Here is a 25,156-nt window from a genome sequence, read left to right on the forward strand (position 1 = left end):
CCGTCCTCTCATGAGGCCTGTAGGGAAAGGAGATCTTGTTTAGGAAATCGTCGGTGTCACAACTTACAAACGCATCGGCCAGACGGCCGATTAGGAAGCCGGCAGGTATCTCAATCCTCTCGTTGTGACTACAACAAAACCGTTGAAAACAACAACCCTGTGCCTAGGGGCGATTCAAAAATCGCTGATACCGAGATTGATGTAATGTAAGCATTTCACGATACTTATGATGCAAATGCTTGCGGGCGTTGATGTACTGATCACTCCGTTGTCAGCTGACAATCGCTGCCAGCCAGCAGCTTGGTTTCCATTTCACGATACTTATAATGCAGATGACTGCGGGCACTGATGTACTGATCACTCCGTTGTCAGCTGACAATCGCCATCGCTGGACAGGCCGAGTTCCATTTCACGCTACCGATAATCCATCTGCCAGAAAGCACCGAGCCGAAGATCGGCCAGCAGCCAGGCTGATAGCTATCCTAGCAGGCGTTACGCCGCAGTTCCCGATAGACAGTGGAACGATAATACCAATGGAGTGAGCCATAGCGGCAACGGATATCCTTTGCCGATATCTGGTATCGTTGCCCTTCAGTCACCTGCTGATAACTCATGGTGATACTGCTTCTACTTTGGCGAGCTGAAGCGTACCACCGTCAGCAGTTGACTACCTCTCACCGCTTAACCATGAGTGTCGCACTTATTATCTGAATTCCCGGGCTGCCTTGAAAAAATGCCTGAGGGTGGTAGAAATACCCACTATCAGATCAAATTTTCTCTGTAACTTTTTTCGCCATCCGTACCGGTAAAATCAATTTAAATATGACCATTTATTACGTTCAAAAAATGAGTGATCACGCCACTGACATAGCTATCATCAAAACTAAAATTACGAACCTAGAAATTTACTCAAAAATAATTTTTTAAAAATCAATAATCATTTCATTGGAATGGGTTGATATCATTTTTATAATTTGCAATAATTAAAACAAGATTATTGATTTAGACTTTCCCTTGTAGCTTAACATCAATATTTATGACAAATTACATTTAAATTATTATGTTCTTGATAATTTTCCTTACCAGCTATATTTAGGTGGCCACTTATCTGGTCTTATTGAACACAGATAGGCACAAAAACACTAATAACAACTATAAGAAGGTGTTTATGATAAAAAGGCAAAAATGGGGTAGACCCCCCAAAATAGACTCGGACAAACGCACCCTGCGAGTTCGAGTTTCGTTTACAGCGGACGAATATCAGAAATTACAGGCACGATGCCATGCATCCGGGGTAGCTAAAATTAGCGAACTCGTTCGCGCAATTGCACTCAACGAGAAACACATAGACTCGGAACCAGCTATCCGTCATGTAGAATTGATCCATTGGTTAGCTCAGCTAAATAGGCTGGCGGCAGATATCAACGAATTCATTTTGGAGTGTAGACTCCATTTACATTCTGATGAAGTCAAAAATAATCACTCCAAAAATGTTTTGATCCTCCAGAAAATCCAATCCGTCTATAAATTACTGATAAATATTTCAGGCGTAGCACATGCGGAGGGCAAACATGATCGGTGAGGTTTTTGATCTGACGCCAGGTTTTTCTGGGAGACTAGATTATATATTCAGGAATTCTCCATTCAAAAATCCTAACAACAAAAAGAAAGACCATAAAAAAAAGGCCACAACACAGATAAATTATCTTGGCGGAAATGTATTCAGCTACCCAGAGTTGGCGCTCACTGAAAGCGGTAAAAATTATAATGTCAGTGGGCTGCTCACAGAACTAGAGCAGCAGGCGAATTTGTATTTGGGTTCTGGAGAAATGAAATGTGCGCATTATTCAATTTCGTTACCTGCTGGTGATAACCTCAGCCCATATCACTGGTTCGTGTCAGCTCGAATTTTCATGGATCGGATGGGATATGGAAATGACACGAAATGGACCTCTGTAATACACAATGACGCTCATTGCCAACATATCCATATCGTTGCATGTCGCGTAAAACTAGATCGCACTCTAGTCAATACCTACAACGATTATGACCGTTGCATACAGGCGGTGCGCGATATAGAAAAAATTCTTGGCCTCGTTAAACAAAAAAATCCTGATGAAAACTGGGGAACTGAATATTCTATCACAGATATGAAAACCGGCATTGGTAGAGGAACGTTGTCAGCTCAGCAAGATCCAAAAAATCTTATAAGATCTGTTTTAGATAGAGTGTTTGAATGTAGACCGAGCACCATCTCTGGACTCGTAAAAAAGTTGCGGGGCTATAATGTGATGGTTGCCGTGCGTAGAAAAAACGGTGTCCCAACAGGCATTATGTACAGTGTTGATGGAATGATATGGATTTCAGGAACGCATGTTAAACGCCGCCGTGCGACCTGGGGAAGGCTACTAGAACAGGGTATTACATACTCACCAACTAGAGATGATAAAATTTTAGAGTTACGTACTCACAATTTAGAGGAACAAAAAATAAAAACTGAACTTCAAAAATACAATAAAATTTCACCAGAGCCAAACTTACATTTAAAACAAACCATCCCTATAGCATCAAAGGTTAGTTTAAATGAAAGAAAACATAACCAAAAATCACCAACATCTAAATGTGACACATATACAGATAATTTCATAGCATTGGTTCGCTGTACTCAAAAGCAATATAAGAAAGTTATAGGTAGGGTTAAGTCATACATATACAGGGATAAACGATTTAACGCTCATAACCTGCTACAACTGAATTTTTCATGTGAATGGCAAGAAAAACCTTCCGATTCAGTGATTGAGGAGTTCTTAGCCGCGATAACGGCTGCATTAAAACGTATATTCAAGAATGGTTTTGAGTCAGTTAATCACGGATTGGAACCAAACCTACCCGATGGGTACGTTATGGATGCAGAGGCACAGGCGCCAAACATCGTTGTGATTACATCATCCAATCAGGAGGAGTTAGTCACGTCAATTCACAACGCTAACAAATGGATTGATGATTGGACTGGAAGAACCATCCCAAATGGCATTGAGTTATTAAAGATAAAATAATTAAAACAATAAATTATGAGGTTAGTTATATGGCAATAGCAAGATTGAATTCAAATTTAAAAACAATCACATTCAGTACAACAATCAGTATTCAAGAAAATTTAGAACTCAAGGACGGAACCATTAGGTCAATATATAAATCCAAACATGAGCACCTTGGCACTGTTGATATAGATTCTGATTACTCACTCATTTCAAGTCTAACACAGGATGAAGTGATAAAATTTACCGAATGGGCTAAACAGCAACAAAATGACGTTAAAAATTCCTATCTCGCGAATCATGCCAGAGGGTTTTGGGGTGGTTACCCCGTTATAAAAAGATCAGTTTCCGATGATGAAAAATATCGCGATGAATTTGGGTTTATTAAAAATAGACGTATAGGTGAGTTCATAGGCGTTATCGCTGATCCGATAAAAATAAACCATCTCCCCTCGACATCAGACAAAGGTAACGCATTAAATTTCCACCTTATACGTAAGGATGGGACACTGGTCGACATGCTAAGTCCGTTGTGTGATGAAATTATCAGATCTCACAAAAAAACAAAATTAAACATTGAGGAAGCTAAGAATATTTTCCAGGGATTGAAACCCATTACCTACCTGATAACTGAGGTTATTGGATTTAAACAATCCGACCTAGAAAAAAAACTACCTCCTAGGTACAGAGCAAAAACTGTATCATTGTTAAAAAATAAAACTAACGGTAAGTTTGGATAGTAAATACCGAACACAGTTCGGTCTAATAACTAAAAAAATGATGAACAACGGATTGTATGTACGCAGGAATATTAAAATAAAAGTATTTTATTATACTGGCATCCTGCCGTTGACTAACGGCAATTTAAAAAATTCTACACGGTGGACATGTCGTCAAAACTTGCCCACTATTCAGCTGACAGACGGCGATTGTTAGCTACCCTCATTCATCAGAGGGGCACTGATCGCGCCCCTCTGACTGTACAGATCTAGTTATTACCTGACACCGACCTCAAACCGGTGTCTTGTTTACGAGACTTTCGTGCGCCCTTCCTTTGGTATCAATTCCAGAGCATATGCAACGTGCTGTAGGGGGTTCTGCTTGCATGTCCCTCCCTGTGTTGGTCTGCCTGCCACTGCCCATCCTCTAAGGCCCAATGAGCTCTCCTGGGAGGGACTAATCGCTACCCCTTTGCAACCAAGCGACCTGTCGAGACAGCCCTTGGTTGCATAGGTCTGATAGTTGCAGCTGATTTCGTAGAACTGCTGTCAGCTATAGCTGAGGAACTTGCAGGCTTTGCTGACGTTATTGAGCTCTTTGGAGAGCTCTAGCAGGCTGAGTTTGCGACATGCTACTTTCTCGTTGGTGGTCATACGGTGACTCCAGATGACACGGTAGGGGTACCGGTTTGAAGCCGTATGACCACTCCCTTTTGTGGGCAACTGTCAGGTGAATACCATCTCCATACACCCGTTGCTGGGGGCGTTCACCGCCTTGGCGACGGAGATGGGGTCACCCTTCAGCATCATCTGGTTGGTCTTGTCACCGAACGTGATGTCACCGATCTGGTGGATGGGAACGCTCTACTCCATTGAACTGGTGCTGTTGTTGTTCAAGTTCCTGGCCGAATTGAAAGGGATACACCTTGCACCAGGCCGTGTGCTGGCCTGGAGTACCCTGGTCATTGCCTGTCTGGCCTCCCTGACATTGGGGTCGGTCTTTGGCACTGTTGTGGCCAGAGCTGCATTTTCAGGGGCACAATCAGCGCTGTTTACCCTTATTTGTGCCATGGTCAGCGGTGTCTCCATCATCGGCTTGCTGCAAGTGACCCAAGCCTTCAATCCACGCTTATGGGGGATTTGGCGACTGGCAGTGATAGCCCAGATTATCCTGCTCTCCGTGCTATGGGTTTACAGCATCAGAAACAGCGGGGTGGGTAACGGTATGTGGGTACAAGGTTGGCTGCCGCTCGGGTTTCTTATCACCTTGGCGCTGTCATTCATGAACATGAAAGTCGCGATGCTGGTCAGCTTGCTTTGCTGCTTCCTGGCTGAGGTTGCCTTTGTGACTAGTGGACAGCTGGCATCTCTTGGGCCAAAAGCGACCTGGTTTGGTGCGGTGCAGCACTATGTGCCGAATCTGGCCGAGATCGGAATTCTGGTCTTGGGCATTTCAATGGCGGCCTTGCTGTTCCAGCTGATGGGGTTGTTTATCAACACTCGTTCCTCTACAGCCAAGTAATTGCTCCGTGTAAAAGGGCCTTCTGTTTCAGAAGGCCCTTTGTCATTTATGCAAACAGCAGTTGGGTCAGGTAGCCCATCATGACGGCCATCCCCAGTATGACGGTCAGGAAGGCCACAATCATGGGTGTTCTAAACATCGACTTGAGCAGGATCACCTCGGTCAGGCTGGCTCCTGCACTACCGATAATCAGTGCCATCACGGCCCCCATGCCCATCCCTTTGCCCAACAATACCGATGCAAGCGGGATAACGGCTTCTGCTCGGATATAGAGCGGAATACCCACAACTGCGCTGAACGGGATCGCCAGCGGATTATCTGCCCCGGCGTGGGCCGCTATCCATTCGGCGGGGATGAAACCGTAGATAAATGACCCTATCAGCACCCCCAGCAACAAGTAAGGGAGCACTTCTTTGAATTGTTGCCAGGCATCGATGCGTGCCTTAGCGAAGGCCGCGGGAATGACAGGGGCCTGGGTCAGTGCCGCAGTGCCATCTCCGCAACAAGAGATAGTGGGTGCGGTCTCATCAGGCTGCGCAGTACAGCAGGATGCCTGAGCCTTTAGCGGTTTGACGGACTTGATAGCATTGCTTGCGCAGCAGGTGGTTGCACTCACACTGGCAGGTTCACTTGTCGTGGTGCCACAACCGGTGCTACAGCTACTTTGCTTGCCCTCTTTGGGGTCAATCACATGACGCTCAAACCCCAGCATGTCCAGCAGCATACTCGCCAGTACAGACACGCCTGCTGCAATCACGGCATACAGTACCGTCACTTTCCAGCCAAAGGTGGCCCACATCAGGCCGACGATGATCGGGTTGAGCAACGGCGAGACAAACAGGAAGGTCAGGGTTGGCCCAAAACCGGCTTTGGCAGACAAGAGTCCGCGCAGCATCGGAATGGTTGAGCAACTACAAAAGGGCGTCAATGCCCCCAATACCGCAGCAATCAAATAGCCTCTGCCTTTGCGAGCCCCCAGCATGGCCTGGATTTTGGCATCGGGGATCTTCTGGCGGATCAAGCTGACCCCTGCACTGATCACCAGAAACAGCACAGAGAGCTCGAAGGCCAGGAACAAAAACATCTGAGATGCATTTGTCAGCATGGTTAACCAGTCATTCATTTTCATATCCTCTTTGATTTACTATATTTCTAAAATAGTCGAATCATTGGGGTGGTCAAGATATTTCTGGTATTATCGAAATATGTTCCATCAAGGAGAGTGAGCTATGGAGTTGGAAGAGGTTGCCAAGGCATTGAAAGAGCTGGGTCATCCGACTCGTTTATTCATTTTCAAGCATTTGGTCAAAGCGGGTGAGCAAGGTTTGCCTGTTGGAGAGTTGCAAAAGCAGCTCGCCATTCCCGCATCGACGCTGAGCCATCATATTGCCGCGCTGGTCTCGGTTGGTCTGGTCAAACAGAACCGGGAGAGCCGCACCCTGCTGTGCGTCTCTCAATACGAGGTGCTGGAAGAGATCATCGCGTTTTTCCGTGAAGAGTGCTGTGTAAACAGTAACTGTACCTAAATAAATCAATAGCAAGGTTTAGGTGGGTTGATCATTTCAATCATTCTTGTATAGTTGTATTCATGAAGTGAGTGAAGAGGTTCAAATGAACAAAGATACAGCCACAAAAGTCTTCGAGTCTCTCGCATCCGGTATCCGCCTCGATGTATGGCGTCTGCTGGTCAAGGCGGGACTGGAGGGTATGGTCGCTGGCCAGCTTGCCAGTGAACTGGATATCGCCCCGAACTCTCTTTCATTCCATCTGAAAGCCATGCTGCATGCTGGTCTTGTCTCGGTGGAACAAGAGGGCCGTTTTTCGCGTTACCGCGCCAACATTCCCCTGATGCTCGACTTGATCGGTTATCTCACCGAAGAGTGCTGCTATGGCAATCCAGATCAGTGCTCGGATATGCGCAGCGCGGCCAATTGTGCTTCTGAGGTGCTCCCGCCTGTTCATACCTGCACTAACAAGGAAGGTTGCTCATCATGAATATCCTGTTTCTATGCACAGGCAACTCGTGCCGTTCCATTTTGGCAGAGGCGACCTTTAACCAGCTGGCGCCAGCCGGTTGGCATGCCATGAGTGCCGGTAGTCAACCAACCGGTGAGGTGCATCCCCGTTCACTGGCGTTATTGACCCGCGAGGGTATCGACATCAGCGGATTGCACAGCAAATCCTGGCATGAGTTGCCGGTGACGCCCGATGTTGTGATCAGCGTGTGTGGTAACGCGGCCAATGAAACCTGTCCTGTCTATTTGGGGCCTGCATTACGAGCCCACTGGGGCGTAGATGATCCTGCCCATGTGACCGGCACCGAGGAGCAGATAGCGCTCGCCTTTCACTCTGCATACTCGACGCTGAGAAAGCGTATCGAAGCCCTCTTGTCGCAGGATGTATCCCGTTTTTCCAATGATCGCGAGGGGCTAAAAGCCGCTCTGGATGCGATTGCCACCGAGATTAAGTGAGGAAGAGATCATGAGATTGATACAAGTATTTGACCCAGCCCTGTGCTGTTCCAGCGGCGTATGTGGCGCAGAGGTTGACCAGGCACTGGTGACCTTTGCCGGTGACGCCGAATGGATCAAGCAACAAGGGGCTTCACTGTTTCGGTTCAATCTGGCTCAGCAACCTCTGGTATTCGCCGAGACCCCGGCAGTGGCTTCCTTCCTGGAACTGTCCGGGGAAGAAGGATTGCCGGTGACCCTGGTTGATGGCCAGGTGGTGCTCACCGGTCGCTATCCCAGCCGCGCTGAACTGATCCGTTATGCCGGACTTGAGTCACCGAAAGCGGCTGACGTCGATGGCGAAGAAGGTGAACAGCCAGACGCCGAGCCCAATAAAGCCGGTGCCATCAAAGGGATCGTCAAGAGTGGATGCTGCTCCGGCAGCAGTGGTTGCTGCTAAGCGTCATCGCCTGGCTGGCAAGTTCTCTGTTCGGTCAATTGCCTCGTTCTTCCTGATAGGAGTCTCTCATGTCCCCGTTTCTGAACTACTCGTTTCTCAATGATGCCCCCCCCTTTCTCTTTTTCACCGGTAAAGGTGGGGTGGGTAAAACCTCGCTGGCCTGTGCCAGTGCGGTTGCCTTGTGTGACAGTGGCAAGCGGGTACTGCTGGTCAGCACGGATCCGGCGTCAAACGTAGGCCAGGTGTTCGACACCCAGATAGGTAACAGCATTACCGCCATCGCGGCAGTCAGTGGGTTATCAGCACTGGAGATTGACCCGCAAGCCGCCGCACAAGCCTATCGCGAACGTATCGTTGGCCCGGTGCGCGGTAAGTTGCCAGAGAGCGTGGTGCGCAGCATTGAAGAGCAGCTCTCCGGTGCCTGCACCACAGAGATCGCCGCCTTTGACGAATTCACCGCGCTCTTGACCGACAGCAGCCTGGTGGGCGAATACGACCACATCGTGTTCGACACGGCGCCCACAGGTCACACTATACGTCTGTTGCAACTGCCGGGGGCATGGAGCGAGTTTCTGGAGCAAGGCAAGGGCGATGCTTCCTGTCTGGGGCCATTGGCGGGACTGGAAAAACAGCGTAGCCAATACGCAGAGGCTGTTGCAGCCCTTTCCGATGCGGGGAAAACCCGGCTGATCCTGGTAGCCCGGGCGCAAGCCTCGACCCTGCGGGAAGTGGCGCGTACCCATGACGAACTGGCCGCCATCGGCCTTGCCAATCAGCAACTGGTCATCAATGGCATCTTCCCGCAAAGCGAGCTGACGGATGACCCCCTGGCGACAGCCGTATGGCAACGTGAGCAGCAGGCGATGGCTGATATGCCAACGCTGCTGGCAAGTTTGCCACAAGACAGAGTGCCGCTGTTGGCGACCAATCTTGTTGGCGTGGAGAGCCTGCGCCAGTTACTGGGTGCAGAGCCGGTCACTGGGACTGATGAGGTTGAGAGCGCAACCACTGAACCACATCCTGGCTTGAAGCAACTTGTCGATGAGTTGGCCAGCGATGGCCACGGGCTCATCATGCTGATGGGCAAGGGCGGTGTGGGTAAAACGACCCTGGCAGCAGCAGTGGCCGTTGAGCTCGCCAGCCGGGGGCTGCCGGTTCATCTGACCACCTCAGATCCCGCAGCCCATCTGGGAGAGACCCTGGCTGGAGCCTTGCCCAGCCTGGAGGTCAGCCGCATCGATCCCCACGCCGAGACCGAGCGTTATCGCGCTCAGGTGCTGGCCACCAAGGGGGCGAGTCTGGATGCCCAGGGCCGCGCCCTGTTGGAAGAAGATTTGCGCTCCCCCTGCACCGAAGAGATTGCCGTGTTTCAGGCCTTCTCGCGGATCATTCGTGAGGCGGGCAAGCGCTTCGTGGTGATGGATACCGCCCCCACCGGCCATACCCTGCTGCTGCTCGATGCGACCGGTGCCTATCACCGGGAGATTGCCCGTCAGATGGGGGGCAAGGGGATGCACTTCACCACCCCCATGATGCAGTTGCAAGACCCGAAACAGACCAAGGTGATGATCGTCACCCTGCCCGAACCTACTCCGGTACAGGAGGCGGCCAACTTGCAAGCCGACCTGCGCCGCGCCGGTATCGAGCCATGGGCCTGGGTGGTCAATCACATGCTGGTCCCAGCCAGCGTCACCTCACCACTGCTGGCCCAGCGAGCGTATCGTCAGCAGCCCCATATCGACGCGGTCAAGCAGGAGCATGCGAAGCGTTATGCCGTGGTGCCCTTGCAAGCGGTCGAACCGGTGGGCGTGAAAGCGCTGCAAGATTTATGTCACCCCGTCCACAAGGAGATGTGAGATGCAACGTCCGTTCAATGTGCTTTTTCTGTGCACCGGCAATTCGGCCCGCAGCATCATGGCTGAGGCGCTGCTCAACCGGCTCGGTCAGGGCAACTTCAAGGCCTTTAGTGCAGGCGTCTCCCCGAAAGGGGAGATACACCCGCTGACCCTGGAGTTGCTGGCGCAACACAATCTGGATACCAGCAATCTGCGCAGCAAAAGCTGGCAAGAGTTTGCTCATCCTGATGCCCCCAAGATGGATTTTATCCTGACGGTCTGTGACCAGGCAGCAGGCGAGCAGTGCCCGGCATGGCCGGGTCAGCCCATCACCGGCCACTGGGGCTTTAGCGACCCAGCCGCAGTGACAGAGAGCGATGCGGCGCAATGGGCGGCGTTTAACAAGGTTTATCACGAAATTGGTAACCGGCTGCGGATCTTCCTCAGCCTGCCACTGAACAAACTGGATCGCATCTCACTGCAACAAGCGATGCGTACCATCAATCTATCTTCACCCACCTGACGTTCTCAATGAGACATGGAGTCGCTGTTTATCATGCACCCGTTTGACATCCTGAATCTGGATAATGGCGCCCGCCTTATCTTCACCCCCTGTCCCGGCACCAAGGAGGCTTCCTTGCAAGCGTCCCTCAAGACCCTGAAAGAAGCAGGGGCAGAGGCTGTGGTCACCATGATGCCCGATGCCGAGCTTAGCGAATTCAAGGCAGATAGCTTGCCCGCCGAGTGCGAGGCGTTAGATTTGGCCTGGTTCCAGCTACCGGTAGAGGACGATTGCGCCCCCGAAACACCGTTTGCCGAAGCCTTTGCCAACCACAAGGCGGATCTGCTGGCGCGTCTGGCGGCAGGTCAGACCCTGGCAATTCATTGCCGTGGCGGCTCGGGTCGTACCGGACTGATGGCAGCCATCCTGCTGCTGGAGGCAGGCTACGCCCCGACACAGGTCAAGTCGCTGGTACAAGGGCTGCGCCCCAAGGCACTGACCCTGGTGTCCCACGTTCACTACCTCAACAACCACTACTCATTCGCCGGTTAAGGAAAACAGCATGACGATTAAAGTTGGTATCAACGGGTTTGGCCGCATGGGCCGTCTCTCATTTCGCGCCGCCTTTGACTGGGCGGATGTGGAGTTTGTACGCATCAATGACCCGGCTGGCGATGCCGCTTCACTGGCACACCTCATCACCTTCGATTCTGTCCATGGCCGCTGGCATCATGAAGCCAGTGCCGAGGGAGACGAGATGGTGATCGGTAACCATCGCATCCTCTGCACTCGCAACAAAGAGATCGGTCAGACAGACTGGTCTGGTTGTGATGTGGTGATCGAGGCCTCTGGCAAGATGAAAACCAAGGCCCTGCTGGGTGCCTATCTGGAGCAAGGGGTGAAGCGTGTTGTGGTCACCGCGCCAGTCAAGGAGGAGGGGGTTCTGAACGTCGTCATGGGGGTCAACCACCATCTCTATGACAAGGCGCAGCACCCTATCGTAACGGCTGCCTCCTGTACCACCAACTGTCTGGCGCCAGTGGTGAAGGTGATCCACGAACAACTGGGCATCAAGCACGGTTCCATGACCACCATTCATGACATCACCAACACCCAGACCATTCTGGATGCCCCCCATGCGGATCTGCGCCGTGCCCGCGCTTGCGGCCTGAGCTTGATCCCCACTACCACGGGGTCTGCCACCGCCATCACCCACATCTTCCCGGAGCTCAAGGGCAAGCTGAACGGTCATGCGGTGCGGGTGCCGCTGGCCAACGCCTCCCTCACCGACTGCGTGTTCGAGGTGAACCGTCCCACCACCGAAGCCGAGGTCAATGGCTTGCTCAAGGCCGCTGCCATGAGTGAGCTCAAGGGGATCATGGGCTATGAAGAGCGCCCGCTGGTGTCGGTGGATTACAAGACGGATCCGCGCTCCTGCACCATAGATGCGCTCTCCACCATGGTGGTCAACGACACCCAGGTGAAGATTTACGCCTGGTATGACAACGAGTGGGGCTATGCCAACCGCACCGCCGAGCTGATGCGCATGGTCGGTCAAATGGACAAGGCGCAAGGATAACCTGACCATGTCACTGACCCGACTCTCCCCCGAGATCCGCCAGTATCTGCTGGTGACCGGCAACTACTGGGCTTTTACCCTGACCGATGGCGCTCTGCGCATGTTGGTGGTGCTCTACTTCCATGGGCTCGGTTACAGCCCGCTGGCCATCGCCTCCCTGTTTCTCTTCTACGAGATCTTCGGGGTGGTGACCAATCTGGTGGGGGGCTGGCTCGGTGCTCGCCTCGGGCTCAACCGCACTATGAACATCGGCCTCGCCCTCCAGGTGCTGGCGCTCGGTATGCTGCTGGTGCCGCCACTCTGGCTGACGGTGCCCTGGGTGATGGCAGCGCAGGCGCTCTCGGGGATAGCAAAAGACCTCAACAAGATGAGCGCCAAGAGCTCCATCAAGTTGCTGGTGCCGGGAGAGGCGCAGGGTCAGCTCTACAAGTGGGTAGCACTCCTGACCGGCTCGAAGAATGCCTTGAAAGGGATGGGCTTTTTCCTTGGTGGCGCCCTGTTGACCCTGCTCGGGTTTCAGGGGGCCGTGCTGGTCATGGCACTGGCGTTGGCGCTGGTGTGGTGCATTAGCATGCTGACCCTGAAACGGGATCTCGGCAAAGCCAAGAACAAGCCCAAGTTCAGCGAGATCTTCTCCAAGAGCCGTGCCATTAATTACCTGTCAGCGGCTCGTCTGTTCCTGTTTGGTGCCCGCGATGTCTGGTTTGTGGTGGCACTGCCTGTCTACCTCGCCTCCAGCTTTGGCTGGGATCATTGGTATGTGGGGGGATTCCTGGCACTCTGGATCATTGCCTATGGCGTGGTGCAGACCCAGGCTCCCCGCTTTACCGGCAAGCGAGAGGGACGTGTACCCGATGGCAAGGCTGCGATGCGTTGGGCGCTAGTGCTGGCACTGACCCCGGCCCTGATTGCTCTGGCGCTGCATTTCGATCTGCATCCGGCCATTAGCCTGGTGGGTGGCTTGATGGTGTTTGGCGCCCTGTTTGCCATCAACTCCTCCCTGCACAGCTACCTCATCGTCAGTTATGCAGGAGCCGATGGCGTATCGCTGGATGTGGGCTTCTACTACATGGCCAATGCCCTGGGCCGCCTGCTCGGCACCCTGCTATCCGGGCTGGTATTCCAGCTCTACGGTCTTGAGGCCTGCCTCTGGATCTCCACTCTCTTTATTCTGTTGGCAGCGCTTATCTCTATCGGTTTGCCGCGCCATCAGCCTTCCACTTCATTCAACTCCATGGAGTCTCGTGATGAGTAATACAGCCTGCTGCGATGATCTGCCCGTCAGCAAAAAAATGAGTTTTCTCGACCGCAATCTTACCCTCTGGATCTTTGTCGCCATGGCCATCGGGGTAGGCATTGGTTATCTGTTCCCTCAGGTGGCGCAGTGGAATGAGGCGATGTCGGTTGGCACCACCAATATCCCGCTCGCCATCGGTCTCATCCTGATGATGTATCCGCCGCTCGCCAAGGTGAACTACGCCACCATGGGCGCCATGACCCGCGACCGTCAGGCCATCACCCTCTCACTGGTCATGAACTGGTTGGTCGGCCCTATTCTGATGTTCGTGATAGCCCTGACATTCTTGCATGACTACCCGGACTACATGGTGGGCCTGATCCTGATCGGTCTGGCACGCTGCATCGCCATGGTGCTGGTGTGGAACGATCTCGGTGGTGGTAACAAGGAGTATGGTGCTGGCCTGGTGGCGCTCAACAGCGGTTTTCAGATCCTCACCTACAGCTTCATGGCCTGGTTGTTTATTACCGTACTGCCACCTTTGTTTGGGTTGCAGGGCTTCGCAGTGGATATCACCATGCTGGATATCGCCGAAAGCGTGCTGATCTATCTGGGCATTCCCTTCCTGGCAGGTTTCCTGAGCCGTCACTATCTGGTCAAGGCGAAAGGGGAGAAGTGGTACACCGAGCGTTTTATTCCGGCTATTTCTCCCATCACGCTGATCGCCTTGCTGGCCACAATCGTGCTGATGTTCAGTCTCAAGGGCGAGATGATCGTTGAGCTGCCGATGGATGTATTGCGGGTTGCTGTGCCTCTGGTGGTCTATTTCGTGCTGATGTTTTTCACCAGCTTCCTGGTGGGCAAGAAGCTGGGTATTCCCTATGACAAGAACGCTTCCATCGCCTTTACCGCCACCGGCAACAACTTTGAGCTGGCCATCGCGGTCTCCATCGCCGTGTTTGGCTTGAGTTCGGATCAGGCCTTCGCAGGCGTCATTGGCCCGCTGGTTGAGGTGCCCGTGCTGATCGGTCTGGTCAATGTGGCCCTGCGCATGAAGCGCAACTATGGCAAAGCGGAGGCGCAAGCATGAGTGACACTGCTATCACCATTTACCACAACCCAGCGTGTGGCACTTCCCGCAATACGCTGGAACTTATCCGTAACTCAGGCGTTGAGCCGACCGTTATCCACTATCTGGAGACACCGCCGAACCGTGAGGCCCTGGTTACATTGATTGCCGCCATGGGCATGCCGGTGCGCGATTTGCTGCGCAAAAACGTGCCGCCTTTTGAAGCGTTAGGGCTGGCTGAGGAAAGGTTTAGCGATGACGAATTGATTGACGCCATGCTGGCCCATCCCATCCTGATCAACCGTCCCATCGTGGTGACGCCGCTTGGCACCAAGTTGTGTCGCCCGTCAGAGGTTGTGCTGGATATCCTGCCGAGCCCTCAACAAGGGGCCTTCACCAAGGAGGATGGAGAGCAGGTTGTAGATGCACAAGGAAAACGCATCAAGTGACCCAACCAACCGGTGCGCCACCTTGCCTGATGACGGCATGGCAGCAGCATGAACATGAGCTCTATGGGTGGTTGCTCAAGCAATCGGGCAGCCCGATGGATGCCGATGACCTGTTGCAAGAGACCTTCTTGCGGGCAATCCGCCAGCAGGGCAAGTTCTGCGCCATCGAGAATGCCAGGGCCTGGCTGTTTGAAGTCGCCAGACATCTGGTGATTGATAAAAGCCGCAGGCAACGCCCGTTGCTGCCACTCTCTGACGAGTTAGCCATGCAGCACAGTGAGCTCGATGCGGTCGATTCCTTGGCGGGCTGTTTGCCCAGAGTGCTGGAGAAGCTTGCCCAGTCTGACCGGGATATTCTCAGGCACTGTGATTTGGAGGGCATGAAGCAGGCGGACTATGCCGCCCGATACGGTTTGACCCTTGCCGCCGCCAAGTCGCGTCTGTTGCGAGCCAGGGAGCGCTTGCGTCAGCAGCTCTCTCTGGACTGTCAGGTCAGGTTGGATAGCTTGGGACGAGTCTGCTGTTTCACCCCTGCGGTGAAGTAAGCCATGAACGATGCTCAGCAAAAAGGCCAAGGTGTTCTCCTTGGCCTTTTCTTTATTTTTTCTTGGCTTCGGCCAGGTACTCATCCAGAGTTTCCTGGCTTGCAGCCTTGACCGTCATGCCATTGGGGCCTGCCCCGATATTGCTGAACTGTTTTGCCGGTTCGCCATGTTGCTTGAACTCTTCCAGCTCTGGCGAGCCTTCTTTAAAGACCCACAACCGCCCATCTTCCACTTCGGTGACAAAACCGGGCAGGTTGAATTCGCTCGCAAAGGCGGCGGTGCCAAGCAGACTAAAGCCCAGCAGGGCGGCGGAAGCGACGATTTTCTTCATGCTCATTTATCCATGTTGGTTGATTAATTTTTATTAATCATCGCCGGGGAGTATGACGAGAATATGACAGTACCCAGGTCAGGTTGGCGTAGGTCAGAAAATTAAAGAGCATCCTTTTCGCGGCTTGCACGTCCTCCTCGTAATGCGCTGCGCATAGTCTGATGAGGATATGAAAATCGCTGTGCGATATGAGGTTTGGGTAACCAAAACTTGAGGTTTGTAAGTCAATATTCAGGAGTAAGTGATGAGTTCTCTTGGCATTCAGAAAATCAGGGATGATTCAGTCGAGTGGGCATTAACCCACGGTGTCGCCTTTAAAGCGTCGCTCTATTCTGCCGTGCATACCCCGTTTACCCTGACGCCTACACCGATTAGCCGGGGAGACTACCAGCATTTGAAACGTGCGGCTCAGGCCTTGAGCAAGCTGATCTATGCCGTCTCTGAGGATCATGGTTTTTTATACGATGCCATTCACCCCATCACGGCAGGCGATCCCTTCTTCTCAGCCCTGCTCAGCATGCATCAACAGATACACTCATCAGCCACCAAGGCACCCCGGCTGCCACTGCTTATCATGCGCAGCGACTTTATGGACGACAAGCGAGATGGCCACAAACTGGTCGAGTTCAATGGCATCGCCGCTGGTATGGTGCCATTTGGTCAGCGAATACATGAACTGCACCACTATCTGCAACGGCAATGGCCTGCTGAATATGCGCAGTTGTCACCCGAGGCAATGGGTGAGCTTGTTGGCAATGACGCCATTGAAGGATTATCAGCTGGCATTGCCGAGGCCACCTTCAAGATTAAGCGTGAGTTTGGCGTCACTGGCCCTGCCAGGTTTCTGATGATTGTGCAGGAGCATGAAAACAATGTGTTTGATCAACACCTGCTTGAGCTGGCACTCCAGCGCAAAGGAATTGAGACCCAGCGCAGAACCTTTCGTGAACTGCATAATCGACTGAGCACGGGCTCCAACAACAGATTGACCCTCGATGGTGTCGGCCCCCTCGATACCGTCTACCTGCGGGCCGGATACCAATATTCGGATTATGAGGCAGCCGATCTCAACGAGCAGAGATGCTGTCAGGCGCTGATGGCGACCCGTGTATTGATTGAGCAACACAGAGTCGCCGTCAATGCCACGGTCGCCCAGCAATTGGCGACCAGCAAGCGAGTACAAATGCTGCTGTCGTGTTTGGGAGAAGAGGGATTCGCTGCATTTGGCTTGACCCCGCAAGACGCCGATACCGTGAGAGGTGTTCTGGGTGAGATGCATCCTGTTACCCCTGATAGCGCATGCTTTATCAAAACGGCCCCCTCCGATAGCTGGGTACTTAAAAACCAAGGGGAAGGCGGTGGGCATTGTCTGTTTGGGGCAGACATCCTGGCAAAATTGGAGACACTGGAGCCTCGGCAATATCAGGCCTGGGCATTGATGAGCCGATTGCATCCCGTTCCCAGACCGATGCCAGCCTGGATAGTGCGTAGAGGAGAGTTATATCGGGTGACGGATTTGATCAGTGAGCTGGGGATCTTCACTGTTCAGAGCGATGGCCATCCTGCCTGCGCGGAGCAGAGCTTTGCGGGATATCTCATTCGTAGCAAATCGGCCGAATCGACAGAAGGCGGTGTTCATAGCGGGCAAGGTGTCCTTGACTCGCTGGTATTCAGTGATTGATGGAGCAGAGTGCTGGGCTCAAACCATGAGATCACTGCGCTAGCAAAAAAAGACGGAAAATATGCGCATCCTTTGCTGACATGCAACGTCTTCTGGATAACACCGATGTTGATGGAGCCATTATGTTGCAGATTTTCACCGACCTCGCCAGTTGGCTGGTCTACGAGCAGTTGGGCCTGAACCCACAAACCAAGCTGGGGGATGCGCTGCATTTCTTCGTGGAGGATGTGAGCAAGATTTTTGCCCTACTGCTGGTCATGATCTATATCGTGGCCATGCTGCGGGCCTCCCTGAATGTCGAACGGGTGAGGGACTATCTGGCGGGCAAGCATAGAGGGTTGGGCTATCTCCTGGGCTCCGGCTTTGGTGCCATCACCCCCTTCTGCTCCTGTTCGAGTATCCCGGTATTCCTCGGCTTTACCTCAGCCGGTATCCCGCTCGGGATCACCATGGCCTTTCTCATCACCTCACCGCTTATCAACGAAGTGGCCGTTCTGTTGCTGGTCAGTCTGCTGGGCTGGAAGTTCACCCTGATTTACGTGGTGGTCGGCATGGCGGTTGGCATGCTGGGTGGGGCCTTTCTGGACAAGATCAAGGCCGAGCGCTGGCTGGCCGATTTTGCCGCCGAGGCCCTCAAGCAAGGGCAGCATCAGCAAGGTGATATCGTCCAGCCGCATGCCGATGCCCCGCGCCTCTCGCTGGCCAAGCGTCATGCCTTTGCCAAAGAGGAAACCCTCACCATCTTCAAACGGGTGTGGCTCTGGGTCATCGTCGGGGTCGGGCTCGGCGCCGCACTCCATGGCTTTGTCCCTGATGGCTGGCTTGCGGCTCACCTGGGGGCAGGCCAATGGTGGTCAGTTCCGGCTGCCGTGCTGATCGGCATTCCCCTCTACTCCAATGCGACTGGTGTGATCCCGGTGATGGAAAGCCTGATCGTCAACGGGCTACCCATCGGCACCACACTGGCGTTTTGCATGAGCACGGTGGCGGCCAGTTTTCCTGAATTTATTCTGCTCAAACAAGTGATGAAGTGGCAGTTACTGGGCACCTTGCTGCTGGTGCTGCTGGTCTCCTTCACGCTGGTTGGGTGGGTATTTAACTTCGTATCGCCGTTAATTTCTTGATGAGGAGTATGAGATGAAACATGTAAAAGTGCTGGGCATGGGCTGCGCCAACTGCAAGAACACCGTTCAACTGATCCAGCAGGTGGTGGATGAGCTGGGGGTCGAGATCCAGCTTGAGAAAGTCGAGTCCTTGCCCGAGATCATGAAGTACAAGGTGATGTCTACGCCAGCCGTCGTCATCGATGACAAGGTGGTACATGCAGGTGGGATCCCGGCCAGAGAGGCAGTGCAACGCTGGTTCTGATACGCGCAGGGGCGGGATGACCCGCCCCTGCTGCTTGATTACCTCAGCAATAACAGAGAGGTTTTGGCCGTTTTCAGTATGCCTGTGGTGGTGCTCCCCACGATGAACTGCCTGATCCGTGAGTGACCGTAAGCCCCCATCACAATAAGGTCGCAACCTACCTCTTCTGCATGCTGGCAAACAACTGGCACCACCTCTCCTTGCAGCAGCATTGCTTCAACTCTGATACCTGCACTTTTCAACACCTGTTTGGCTTGAGCCAGCTGGCGTTCATACTCGTCACTCGGTTCGGCAACCATAACCAGCTCACACTCCAGCCCCTTGAGCAGTGGACTGCTTGCGATCAACTCCAGTACCTTCTTGGCGGTCGGGCTGGCGTCATAGGCAAACAGGAAGCGACTTGGGGCCTGAAAGCCTGGCTGCACAACCATGATGGGATTAGCCAGGGTACGGATGGCGCTCTCGATATTGCTACCAATCAGTTCGTGGGCATGGGCCGTGCCCTGCTTACCCATGATCAATATCCGCATATCGGATGAGAGTTCCTGGGTCGTCTCTACCAGTTGGCCGTGGCGTTGCAGGGTCTCGATCGCTGTCATGCCCAAGTCAGCTAGATACACCTTGCCGCTGTTGAGTAACACCCGTCCCCGTTCATGGGCGAGACGGCTGCGTTGGTGATCCAACTCGGCGAGCTCCTTGAGCAGATGCTCGCGACTGCCAAGTCCGATGTTGCCGGAGAGATCGGCCTGCCCTTCAAACTCGTTCTTTTCCAGTACGTGCAGCAGAGTGATAGGTAGCCCAGTGTTGGTAGCGGCCCATGCCGCTGCATCACACACGGCTGTCATGGCTGGGGAGCCATCAATACAGGCAAAAATGTTTGTCATGATAAGTTCCTTCTTGTGATCAGTGGCCAGCCAGCAGCTTTTCAACTTCTTCCGGTTTGTCGTGTACCCCGAAGCGGTCGACTATGGTGGCACTGGCCTCGTTGAGACCGATGATCTCCACCTCGGTTCCCTCGCGGCGGAACTTGATGACCACCTTGTCCAGTGCGGTGACGGCGGTGATGTCCCAGAAATGGGCGTGGGTGAGGTCGATCACCACTTTCTCAACCACCTCCTTGAAATCAAATCCGGCAAAGAACTGCTCGGCACTGGCGAAGAACACCTGTCCGCGAACCAGATAGGTGCGCACTTCTCCATGGCGTTCGCTGTCGCTCTTGACCAGCATGAAGCGGGCAACCTTGTTGGCAAAGAACAAGGAGGCGAGCAGCACCCCGACAAATACCCCAAGTGCCAGGTTATGGGTAGCGACCACTACCGCCACCGTTGCAACCATCACGATATTGGTAGAGAGAGGGTGCTTTTTTAGATTGCGAAGTGAATCCCAGGAGAACGTCCCGATAGAAACCATGATCATCACGGCTACCAGGGCCGCCATGGGGATTTGGCGGATCCACTCATCCATGAAGACCACCATCAGGATGAGCAGGGTGCCTGCAACAAAGGTGGAGAGGCGGCCACGGCCACCGGATTTGATGTTGATGATGGACTGACCAATCATGGCGCAGCCCGCCATGCCACCCATCAGGCCCGCGCCGATATTGGCGATCCCCTGGCCCTTGCACTCGCGATTGCGGTCGCTGCTGGTATCGGTCAGGTCATCGACAATGGCCGCCGTCATCATGGATTCGAGCAGACCGACCACGGCCAGACCTGCGGAATATGGGAAGATGATGGCCAGTGTTTCCAGATTGAGCGGCACTTCCGGCCACAGGAAGATAGGCAGGGTATCGGGCAGCTCGCCCATGTCGCCCACGGTGCGGATATCGATACCCATGGTGATGGCCACTGCCGTCAGGAGCACGATGCAGAGCAGCGGAGAAGGCACTAACTTGCCTACAACCGGAATAAGCGGGAAAAGATAGATGATGCCAAGGCCCGCCGCCGTCATGGCGTAGACCTGCCAGGTGACGTTGGTGAGCTCAGGCAACTGGGCCATAAAGATGAGGATCGCCAACGCATTGACGAAGCCGGTCACCACCGAGCGAGAGACAAACCGCATCAGACTGCCCAGTTTAAGGTAACCCGCCGCGATCTGGAGTCCCCCTGTGAGCAGAGTCGCTGCAAGCAGATATTGCAGGCCGTGCTCTTTGACCAGGGTCACCATCAACAGCGCCATGGCGCCTGTGGCTGCCGAGATCATGCCTGGGCGACCTCCGACAAAGGCGATAACTACGGCGATACAGAAGGAGGCATAGAGGCCGATCTTGGGGTCTACTCCAGCGATGATGGAGAAGGCGATGGCTTCTGGGATCAGCGCCAGGGCGACCACGATTCCGGCTAGCAGGTCACCACGGATATTGGAGAACCACTCGTGTCTTGCTCGTTCTAGCATGTGGGGATTTTCTCGCTTGTTTAGGATCCATAGCACAACGCATCCATCGACCTGGAGGTCAGATGGAGTTCGGGCAGGATCAGATTGTTGTATTGGGATCTAATGGGTGTAAAAGAGCTCTCCGGTTGTGACAACCAGAGTCAGGCGGCAGGAGCCGCAGAGGGAGGGGTTAGGGCGGCGTTACAGTCACGCCAGTATGCGATTTGTTCATGGGCTGCGGATGATAGCAGAGAGGAGCCTGTATAGATAGAGCTCTTATTTTTGCAAAAAACACTTTTTTAATTTTCCGCCCTAGAGGCCGAATATAACCACATTTGACCGAGGCAATACTTCTATTTTCTATTTTCTATTTTCTATTTTCTATTTTCTATTTTCTATTTTCTATTTTCTATTTTCTATCAGTTTATGAACTTTCAATCCATTACCAAGTGACAGAACATTAACTTATTATGTCAATCCAATTAATCTTAGTTTATAAAAGCGATTTTCATTTGTTATTTTCAATAAAATCGTGTGAGAGGTTGTAAAACTGGGCTCTCTTCGCTGCGTAGCAGCGGAATGTTCAAACGCTGAAATTTAATTCAAGCTCTCATAATTAGTAAATGGACAGTTTTCCGAATTTTTCAAGTGGGGGGATGCGAAAAAATTTTGAAAATCATTCTATTTGGATGAATGTTAACCAATTGAGCTGGTTTTATCCTCTTAGCCCCCGACTGATTAGTTATTGGCAAACCCAATGTTCAATCCGCCCCACAAGCTCGACAACTGTAGTTGACAAGGGCGTTGTTTCCCAAATTGATGCTGTTTGAAGGGAACTAACTGAGGGCTTGGTGATCTGATCACCACCATCCTCTTCAAGTCTGCATCATGGGCACGTCGCTTCACCCCATCACCAACTGGCCTACATACAACAAGTCTTTGATTAACCGTGGTTCACTCACCTTCTGGGTTGATGCTGAGGCCATGGGCAACTGGTTTCACCACGACCATCATGGGCGGCGGGGCCGCAGCCAACTCTACACCGACCAGACCATCTGTACCTTCGTGATGCTCAAGGGGATTTTCAGTCTCACTCTGCGGGCCACCCAAGGACAACTCGACTCCCTGTTCGAGTTGATGAACGTACCGCTTTGCGCACCGGACTACAGCTGTGTCAGCAAGCGAGCACGCTTGGTGACGGTGGTTTATCGACAGCCCGCGAAGGAACGCGTTACCGACTTGGTTATCGATTCGACTGGCCTGAAGGTGTTTGGTGAAAATGAGTGGAAGGTCAAAAAACACGACGCCGAGAAGCGGCGAGTCTGGCGCAAGTCGCATCTGGCGGTAGACCCGGCAACCCACGATGTCGTGGCAACAGAAGTGTCATTGGAAAATGTCCATGATGCCGAGGTGTTGCCCACCTTGCTCAAGCCACTACGGCGTAAGCTGGGACGTGTTTATGCGGATGGCGCCTATGACAGCAAAGCCAGCCATCAGCTTATCTCGCGCAAAGGGGCGACTGCCTGTATCCCGCCTCGCAAGAGCGCGGGGTTATGGGAAAAGGGGCATCCAAGAAATGAGGCCGTGCTGGTGATGCGCAAGGAAGGGCTGGCGCACTGGAAGAAGATGTCGGGGTATCATCGTCGCTCGCTGGCAGAGACAGCGATGTATCGGTTCAAACAGTTGCTGGCGGGAAAAATCAGAATGCGTAGCTACAACGGCCAAGTGGGAGAAGTCATGGCGTACGTTAGCGCCATAAACAAGCTGAATACCCTTGGTTTACCTGTCAGAAAGCCCCGAGTGTAGAGGTAACCAGGAGCTGGGGAAGTCATGACTTGCTCGTTGATTTGGGCAACAACGCCGTTGACAAGTTGAATCTACAGCGGCCTCCTTTAGGATATTGCGCGCCTCGGTAACTTGGCACAGTTCGACTTTCAGGCGGCGGAGCTCGACTTGCAAGGCAGACTCTTCGAGCTGCTGGTCAGCAGGCTTACCGTACTGCCTGAGCCAAGTATACAGACTGAATGTCTAGATACCCCAAGGGCTCGTGAAACATCAGCCACCGGCCGTCCGCGCTCGGTGATAGCTAGGCGAGCTTCACATCGGTCGTGCCGGGGCAGGACTCGGCCATCTTGGTCAGGCCCAGGTTGATCGCGTCGGCCAAGATGGTGGTCAACAGCAGATTTTTGTCCTTGGCCAGATCGCCCGATTTCAGGTGCGTGAAGTGGTGAGTGAAGCCCGTCCACTCATCGACTTCAAGCAGCAGTTCGGTGATCTTGACGTGCGGCAGGATCATGGCCGTCTGGTCGATCAACACCTACGCGGTGTCGGGCACCGCCGCATTCAGTGGCATGATTTTCAGACCCGACTCGGTGATGATGGCATCCGGCAGGTCGTTGACCGCCGCCATCCGGTTGACCATGGCGAGTTGCGCTTCGAGCAGCACCAAGCGCTCGCTCAGGGACTGGTCGCAGTCGGTGGCAAAGGCCAGCGGCAATGCGCTGAACTGCTTGTGGCTAGCAAACTTCTCGGGCGGCACCAGGTAGTCCTTGAAGTCCTTGAACTGGCGTTAACCCTGCCCCCAGATGTCACCCGAGCGCAACGCGTTCTTGAGTTCCGACAGCGCGCACAGCTCGTAGTAGCTCCGGCCGATGCCGGCGTCGGTCATCACCAGCTTTTCCCATCGCTTCTTGATGAAGCCGGTCGGCGCGTCGGTAGGCACCTCGCGGGCGTTGTCGGTGTTCATGCCGCGCAGCACCTTAATGGCGTCGAACACGTCCTTGGTAGCAGGCGCAGCCCGAAGCTTGAGCACGTCGAGGAATTCCGGCGCATAGCGGCGCAAGGTGGCGTAGTTTTCGCCGATGCGGTGCAGGAAGTCGAAGTCATCTGGCTGAGCGAGCTTCTGCGCCTCGGTGACGCTCTCGGCGAAGGCGTCCCAGAACATGACAGCTTCGATAGCGGCGAACAGGTCGCGGCCCGGTTGCTTGGCGTCGATCAGCGCCTGGCCGATGCCCCGTACAAACGCACCTTGGCATTGATGGCCTTGCCGGACGCCTGAAACTGCTGCTGACGCTTGTTTTTGGCGGCGTTAAACCGCTTGCCCAAGATGAGGTCGTGCAGGTCGATGATTTCATCGGTGACGGTGGCCATGCCCTCAATGGCCAGCGCCACGAGGGTGGCGTAGCGTCGTTGCGGCTCGAACTTCGCTAGGTCAGCGGGCGTCATCTGGTCGCCCTCATGGGCGAATTTCAGCAATCGGTTCTGGTGTACCAGGCGCTCGATGCCAGAAGGCAGGTCGAGCGCCTGCCACGCTTTGAGGCGTTCGAGCATGTGGCGGGAGTTCGGCTTGGCCGGTGATTGCCGCAGCCAGGCCAGCCACGTGGTCTTGCCATTGTCGCGGCGCTTCAACAGTTCATCCAGACGATGGCGGTGCCCGCTCGAAAACGGCTCGGACAGGGCTTCGTGGATGCGCCGATTGGCGCGGGTGATGACCTCGGCACTGGCTCGCTCGATGGCGTTGAGTGCGGGCAGGATGATCGACTGTCGCCGTAGATGCTCGATCAACGCGCTGGCCAGCACGATGCCCTTGTCTTTTGCATGGCCAGCTCGGTAAGCGTGTGCACGGCCTGCCGATAATGGCTGATGGTGAACGGCTGGAAGCCAAACACCGTTTGCAGTTCGAGTAGGTGTTCGCGCCGGGTCTGCTCCCATTACCCGTAGTCGTCCCAGAGCTTTCTACCGGCACTTTAATCTGCGATGCCACGATGCGCAGCAAAGGCGGAAACGGCGGCTCATCAGCGCCCAGGATGACGCCGGGGAACCGCAGGTAGCAGAGCTGAACGGCGAAGCCCAGCCGATTCGCAGGCCCACGCCGCTGACGGATCACCGACAGATCGGTGCCGCTGAACGTGTAGTACCGGATCAGATCGTCTTTAGCATCGGGCAATGCAAGCAGGCTTTCGCGCTCGGTGGCGGACAGAATGGAACGACGCGGCATG

Annotated in this window: 23 protein-coding genes and 4 pseudogenes; 19 read left to right on the forward strand and 8 right to left on the reverse strand. The window is 53.6% G+C overall.

Translation table 11 applies throughout. The annotated features are described in order from the left end of the window. Positions 1–488 precede the first annotated feature (488 nt). Positions 489–614, reverse strand: a pseudogene (locus A9G06_RS22445) (IS30 family transposase); the annotation flags it as partial. A 957-nt stretch (positions 615–1,571) separates the two neighbouring features. Between A9G06_RS22445 and A9G06_RS21625 the strand changes: the two are divergent. Further along, positions 1,572–3,056, forward strand: coding sequence for a relaxase/mobilization nuclease domain-containing protein (locus tag A9G06_RS21625; protein WP_171903401.1), 1,485 nt, complete (start codon positions 1,572–1,574; stop codon positions 3,054–3,056). A 29-nt stretch (positions 3,057–3,085) separates the two neighbouring features. Further along, the gene (locus A9G06_RS17225) at positions 3,086–3,778 is read left to right on the forward strand and encodes a hypothetical protein (protein ID WP_069555996.1); all 693 of its coding nucleotides are present in this window, start codon (positions 3,086–3,088) and stop codon (positions 3,776–3,778) included. A gap of 447 nt (positions 3,779–4,225) precedes the next feature. Here A9G06_RS17225 and A9G06_RS22065 read toward each other — a convergent pair. Beyond that, positions 4,226–4,411: pseudogene (locus A9G06_RS22065) on the reverse strand (IS481 family transposase); the annotation flags it as partial. Between the two features lie 76 nt (positions 4,412–4,487). On the opposite strand from A9G06_RS22065, the gene A9G06_RS17230 reads away from it, so the two are divergent. Further along, positions 4,488–5,279 (forward strand): hypothetical protein, encoded by a 792-nt coding sequence (locus A9G06_RS17230; protein ID WP_253182341.1) that lies wholly within the window; start codon positions 4,488–4,490, stop codon positions 5,277–5,279. Positions 5,280–5,325: 46 nt separating this feature from the next. Here the strand turns inward: A9G06_RS17230 and A9G06_RS17235 are convergent, their stop codons facing one another. Beyond that, a complete protein-coding gene (locus tag A9G06_RS17235; protein WP_069555997.1) occupies positions 5,326–6,402 on the reverse strand; it encodes a permease in 1,077 nt (358 codons plus the stop codon). A 106-nt stretch (positions 6,403–6,508) separates the two neighbouring features. Between A9G06_RS17235 and A9G06_RS17240 the strand changes: the two genes are divergently transcribed. The 12 genes from A9G06_RS17240 (at position 6,509) to A9G06_RS17295 (ending at position 15,405) form a co-directional block, all read left to right on the forward strand. Next, on the forward strand, positions 6,509–6,805 hold the full coding sequence (locus tag A9G06_RS17240; protein ID WP_042657746.1) for a helix-turn-helix transcriptional regulator: 297 nt from the start codon (positions 6,509–6,511) through the stop codon (positions 6,803–6,805). Between the two features lie 85 nt (positions 6,806–6,890). After that, entirely contained in the window at positions 6,891–7,274 is a 384-nt protein-coding gene (locus A9G06_RS17245) for a helix-turn-helix domain-containing protein (protein ID WP_069555998.1), read from the forward strand. Continuing rightward, the gene (locus A9G06_RS17250) at positions 7,271–7,750 is read left to right on the forward strand and encodes an arsenate reductase ArsC (RefSeq protein WP_069555999.1); all 480 of its coding nucleotides are present in this window, start codon (positions 7,271–7,273) and stop codon (positions 7,748–7,750) included. Before A9G06_RS17245 ends, A9G06_RS17250 begins: the two co-directional genes overlap by 4 nt. Positions 7,751–7,760: 10 nt before the next feature. Beyond that, positions 7,761–8,189 (forward strand): arsenite efflux transporter metallochaperone ArsD, encoded by a 429-nt coding sequence (gene arsD, locus A9G06_RS17255; protein ID WP_069556000.1) that lies wholly within the window; start codon positions 7,761–7,763, stop codon positions 8,187–8,189. Positions 8,190–8,257: 68 nt separating this feature from the next. Then, positions 8,258–10,045 (forward strand): arsenical pump-driving ATPase, encoded by a 1,788-nt coding sequence (arsA, locus tag A9G06_RS17260; protein WP_069556001.1) that lies wholly within the window; start codon positions 8,258–8,260, stop codon positions 10,043–10,045. A gap of 1 nt (position 10,046) precedes the next feature. Next, positions 10,047–10,547, forward strand: a complete 501-nt coding sequence (locus A9G06_RS17265) for an arsenate reductase ArsC (RefSeq protein WP_069556002.1) — start codon at positions 10,047–10,049, stop codon at positions 10,545–10,547. A 33-nt stretch (positions 10,548–10,580) separates the two neighbouring features. Next, positions 10,581–11,078, forward strand: coding sequence for a tyrosine-protein phosphatase (locus A9G06_RS17270; RefSeq protein ID WP_253182343.1), 498 nt, complete (start codon positions 10,581–10,583; stop codon positions 11,076–11,078). A gap of 10 nt (positions 11,079–11,088) precedes the next feature. Next, positions 11,089–12,105, forward strand: a complete 1,017-nt coding sequence (locus A9G06_RS17275) for an ArsJ-associated glyceraldehyde-3-phosphate dehydrogenase (protein WP_069556004.1) — start codon at positions 11,089–11,091, stop codon at positions 12,103–12,105. Between the two features lie 7 nt (positions 12,106–12,112). Next, positions 12,113–13,360, forward strand: coding sequence for an organoarsenical effux MFS transporter ArsJ (gene arsJ, locus A9G06_RS17280; RefSeq protein ID WP_069556005.1), 1,248 nt, complete (start codon positions 12,113–12,115; stop codon positions 13,358–13,360). Then, positions 13,353–14,432, forward strand: a complete 1,080-nt coding sequence (gene arsB / locus A9G06_RS17285) for an ACR3 family arsenite efflux transporter (RefSeq protein ID WP_069526792.1) — start codon at positions 13,353–13,355, stop codon at positions 14,430–14,432. Before arsJ ends, arsB begins: the two co-directional genes overlap by 8 nt. Beyond that, positions 14,429–14,860 carry a glutaredoxin-dependent arsenate reductase gene (gene arsC, locus A9G06_RS17290; protein WP_069526793.1) on the forward strand — a complete coding sequence of 144 codons (432 nt, stop codon included), beginning with the start codon at positions 14,429–14,431 and terminating at the stop codon, positions 14,858–14,860. Before arsB ends, arsC begins: the two co-directional genes overlap by 4 nt. After that, complete coding sequence (locus A9G06_RS17295; RefSeq protein ID WP_253182344.1) at positions 14,857–15,405, forward strand: sigma-70 family RNA polymerase sigma factor; 549 nt, start codon at positions 14,857–14,859, stop codon at positions 15,403–15,405. The genes arsC and A9G06_RS17295 overlap by 4 nt, the downstream gene beginning before the upstream one ends. 52 nt (positions 15,406–15,457) lie before the next feature. On the opposite strand, the gene A9G06_RS17300 is transcribed toward A9G06_RS17295, so the two are convergent. Further along, the gene (locus A9G06_RS17300; RefSeq protein ID WP_069530063.1) at positions 15,458–15,736 is read right to left on the reverse strand and encodes a DUF4179 domain-containing protein; all 279 of its coding nucleotides are present in this window, start codon (positions 15,734–15,736) and stop codon (positions 15,458–15,460) included. A gap of 244 nt (positions 15,737–15,980) precedes the next feature. Between A9G06_RS17300 and A9G06_RS17305 the strand changes: the two genes are divergently transcribed. The 3 genes from A9G06_RS17305 (at position 15,981) to A9G06_RS17315 (ending at position 18,785) form a co-directional block, all read left to right on the forward strand. Beyond that, on the forward strand, positions 15,981–17,417 hold the full coding sequence (locus A9G06_RS17305; RefSeq protein WP_069556006.1) for a glutathione synthase: 1,437 nt from the start codon (positions 15,981–15,983) through the stop codon (positions 17,415–17,417). A gap of 122 nt (positions 17,418–17,539) precedes the next feature. Beyond that, complete coding sequence (locus A9G06_RS17310) at positions 17,540–18,541, forward strand: permease (RefSeq protein ID WP_069530065.1); 1,002 nt, start codon at positions 17,540–17,542, stop codon at positions 18,539–18,541. A gap of 13 nt (positions 18,542–18,554) precedes the next feature. Next, positions 18,555–18,785, forward strand: a complete 231-nt coding sequence (locus tag A9G06_RS17315; RefSeq protein WP_069530066.1) for a thioredoxin family protein — start codon at positions 18,555–18,557, stop codon at positions 18,783–18,785. A 38-nt stretch (positions 18,786–18,823) separates the two neighbouring features. Here A9G06_RS17315 and A9G06_RS17320 read toward each other — a convergent pair whose 3' ends face one another. Continuing rightward, positions 18,824–19,669 carry a universal stress protein gene (locus A9G06_RS17320; RefSeq protein WP_069556007.1) on the reverse strand — a complete coding sequence of 282 codons (846 nt, stop codon included), beginning with the start codon at positions 19,667–19,669 and terminating at the stop codon, positions 18,824–18,826. Positions 19,670–19,688: 19 nt separating this feature from the next. Continuing rightward, the gene (locus tag A9G06_RS17325; RefSeq protein ID WP_069556008.1) at positions 19,689–21,179 is read right to left on the reverse strand and encodes a SulP family inorganic anion transporter; all 1,491 of its coding nucleotides are present in this window, start codon (positions 21,177–21,179) and stop codon (positions 19,689–19,691) included. Between the two features lie 867 nt (positions 21,180–22,046). On the opposite strand from A9G06_RS17325, the gene A9G06_RS17330 reads away from it, so the two are divergent. Further along, positions 22,047–22,964 (forward strand): IS5 family transposase, encoded by a 918-nt coding sequence (locus A9G06_RS17330; RefSeq protein WP_069556009.1) that lies wholly within the window; start codon positions 22,047–22,049, stop codon positions 22,962–22,964. An 84-nt stretch (positions 22,965–23,048) separates the two neighbouring features. Here A9G06_RS17330 and A9G06_RS21630 read toward each other — a convergent pair. Together A9G06_RS21630 and A9G06_RS17335 are read right to left on the reverse strand one after the other, a co-directional pair. Continuing rightward, positions 23,049–23,278: pseudogene (locus tag A9G06_RS21630) on the reverse strand (transposase); the annotation flags it as partial. Continuing rightward, positions 23,248–25,155: pseudogene (locus A9G06_RS17335) on the reverse strand (Tn3 family transposase); the annotation flags it as partial. The pseudogenes A9G06_RS17335 and A9G06_RS21630, both read right to left, overlap by 31 nt. Position 25,156 lies beyond the last annotated feature (1 nt).

It is taken from the genome of Aeromonas sp. DNP9 (assembly GCF_001728955.1).
GTDB classification, from domain to species: Bacteria; Pseudomonadota; Gammaproteobacteria; order Enterobacterales; family Aeromonadaceae; genus Aeromonas; species Aeromonas veronii.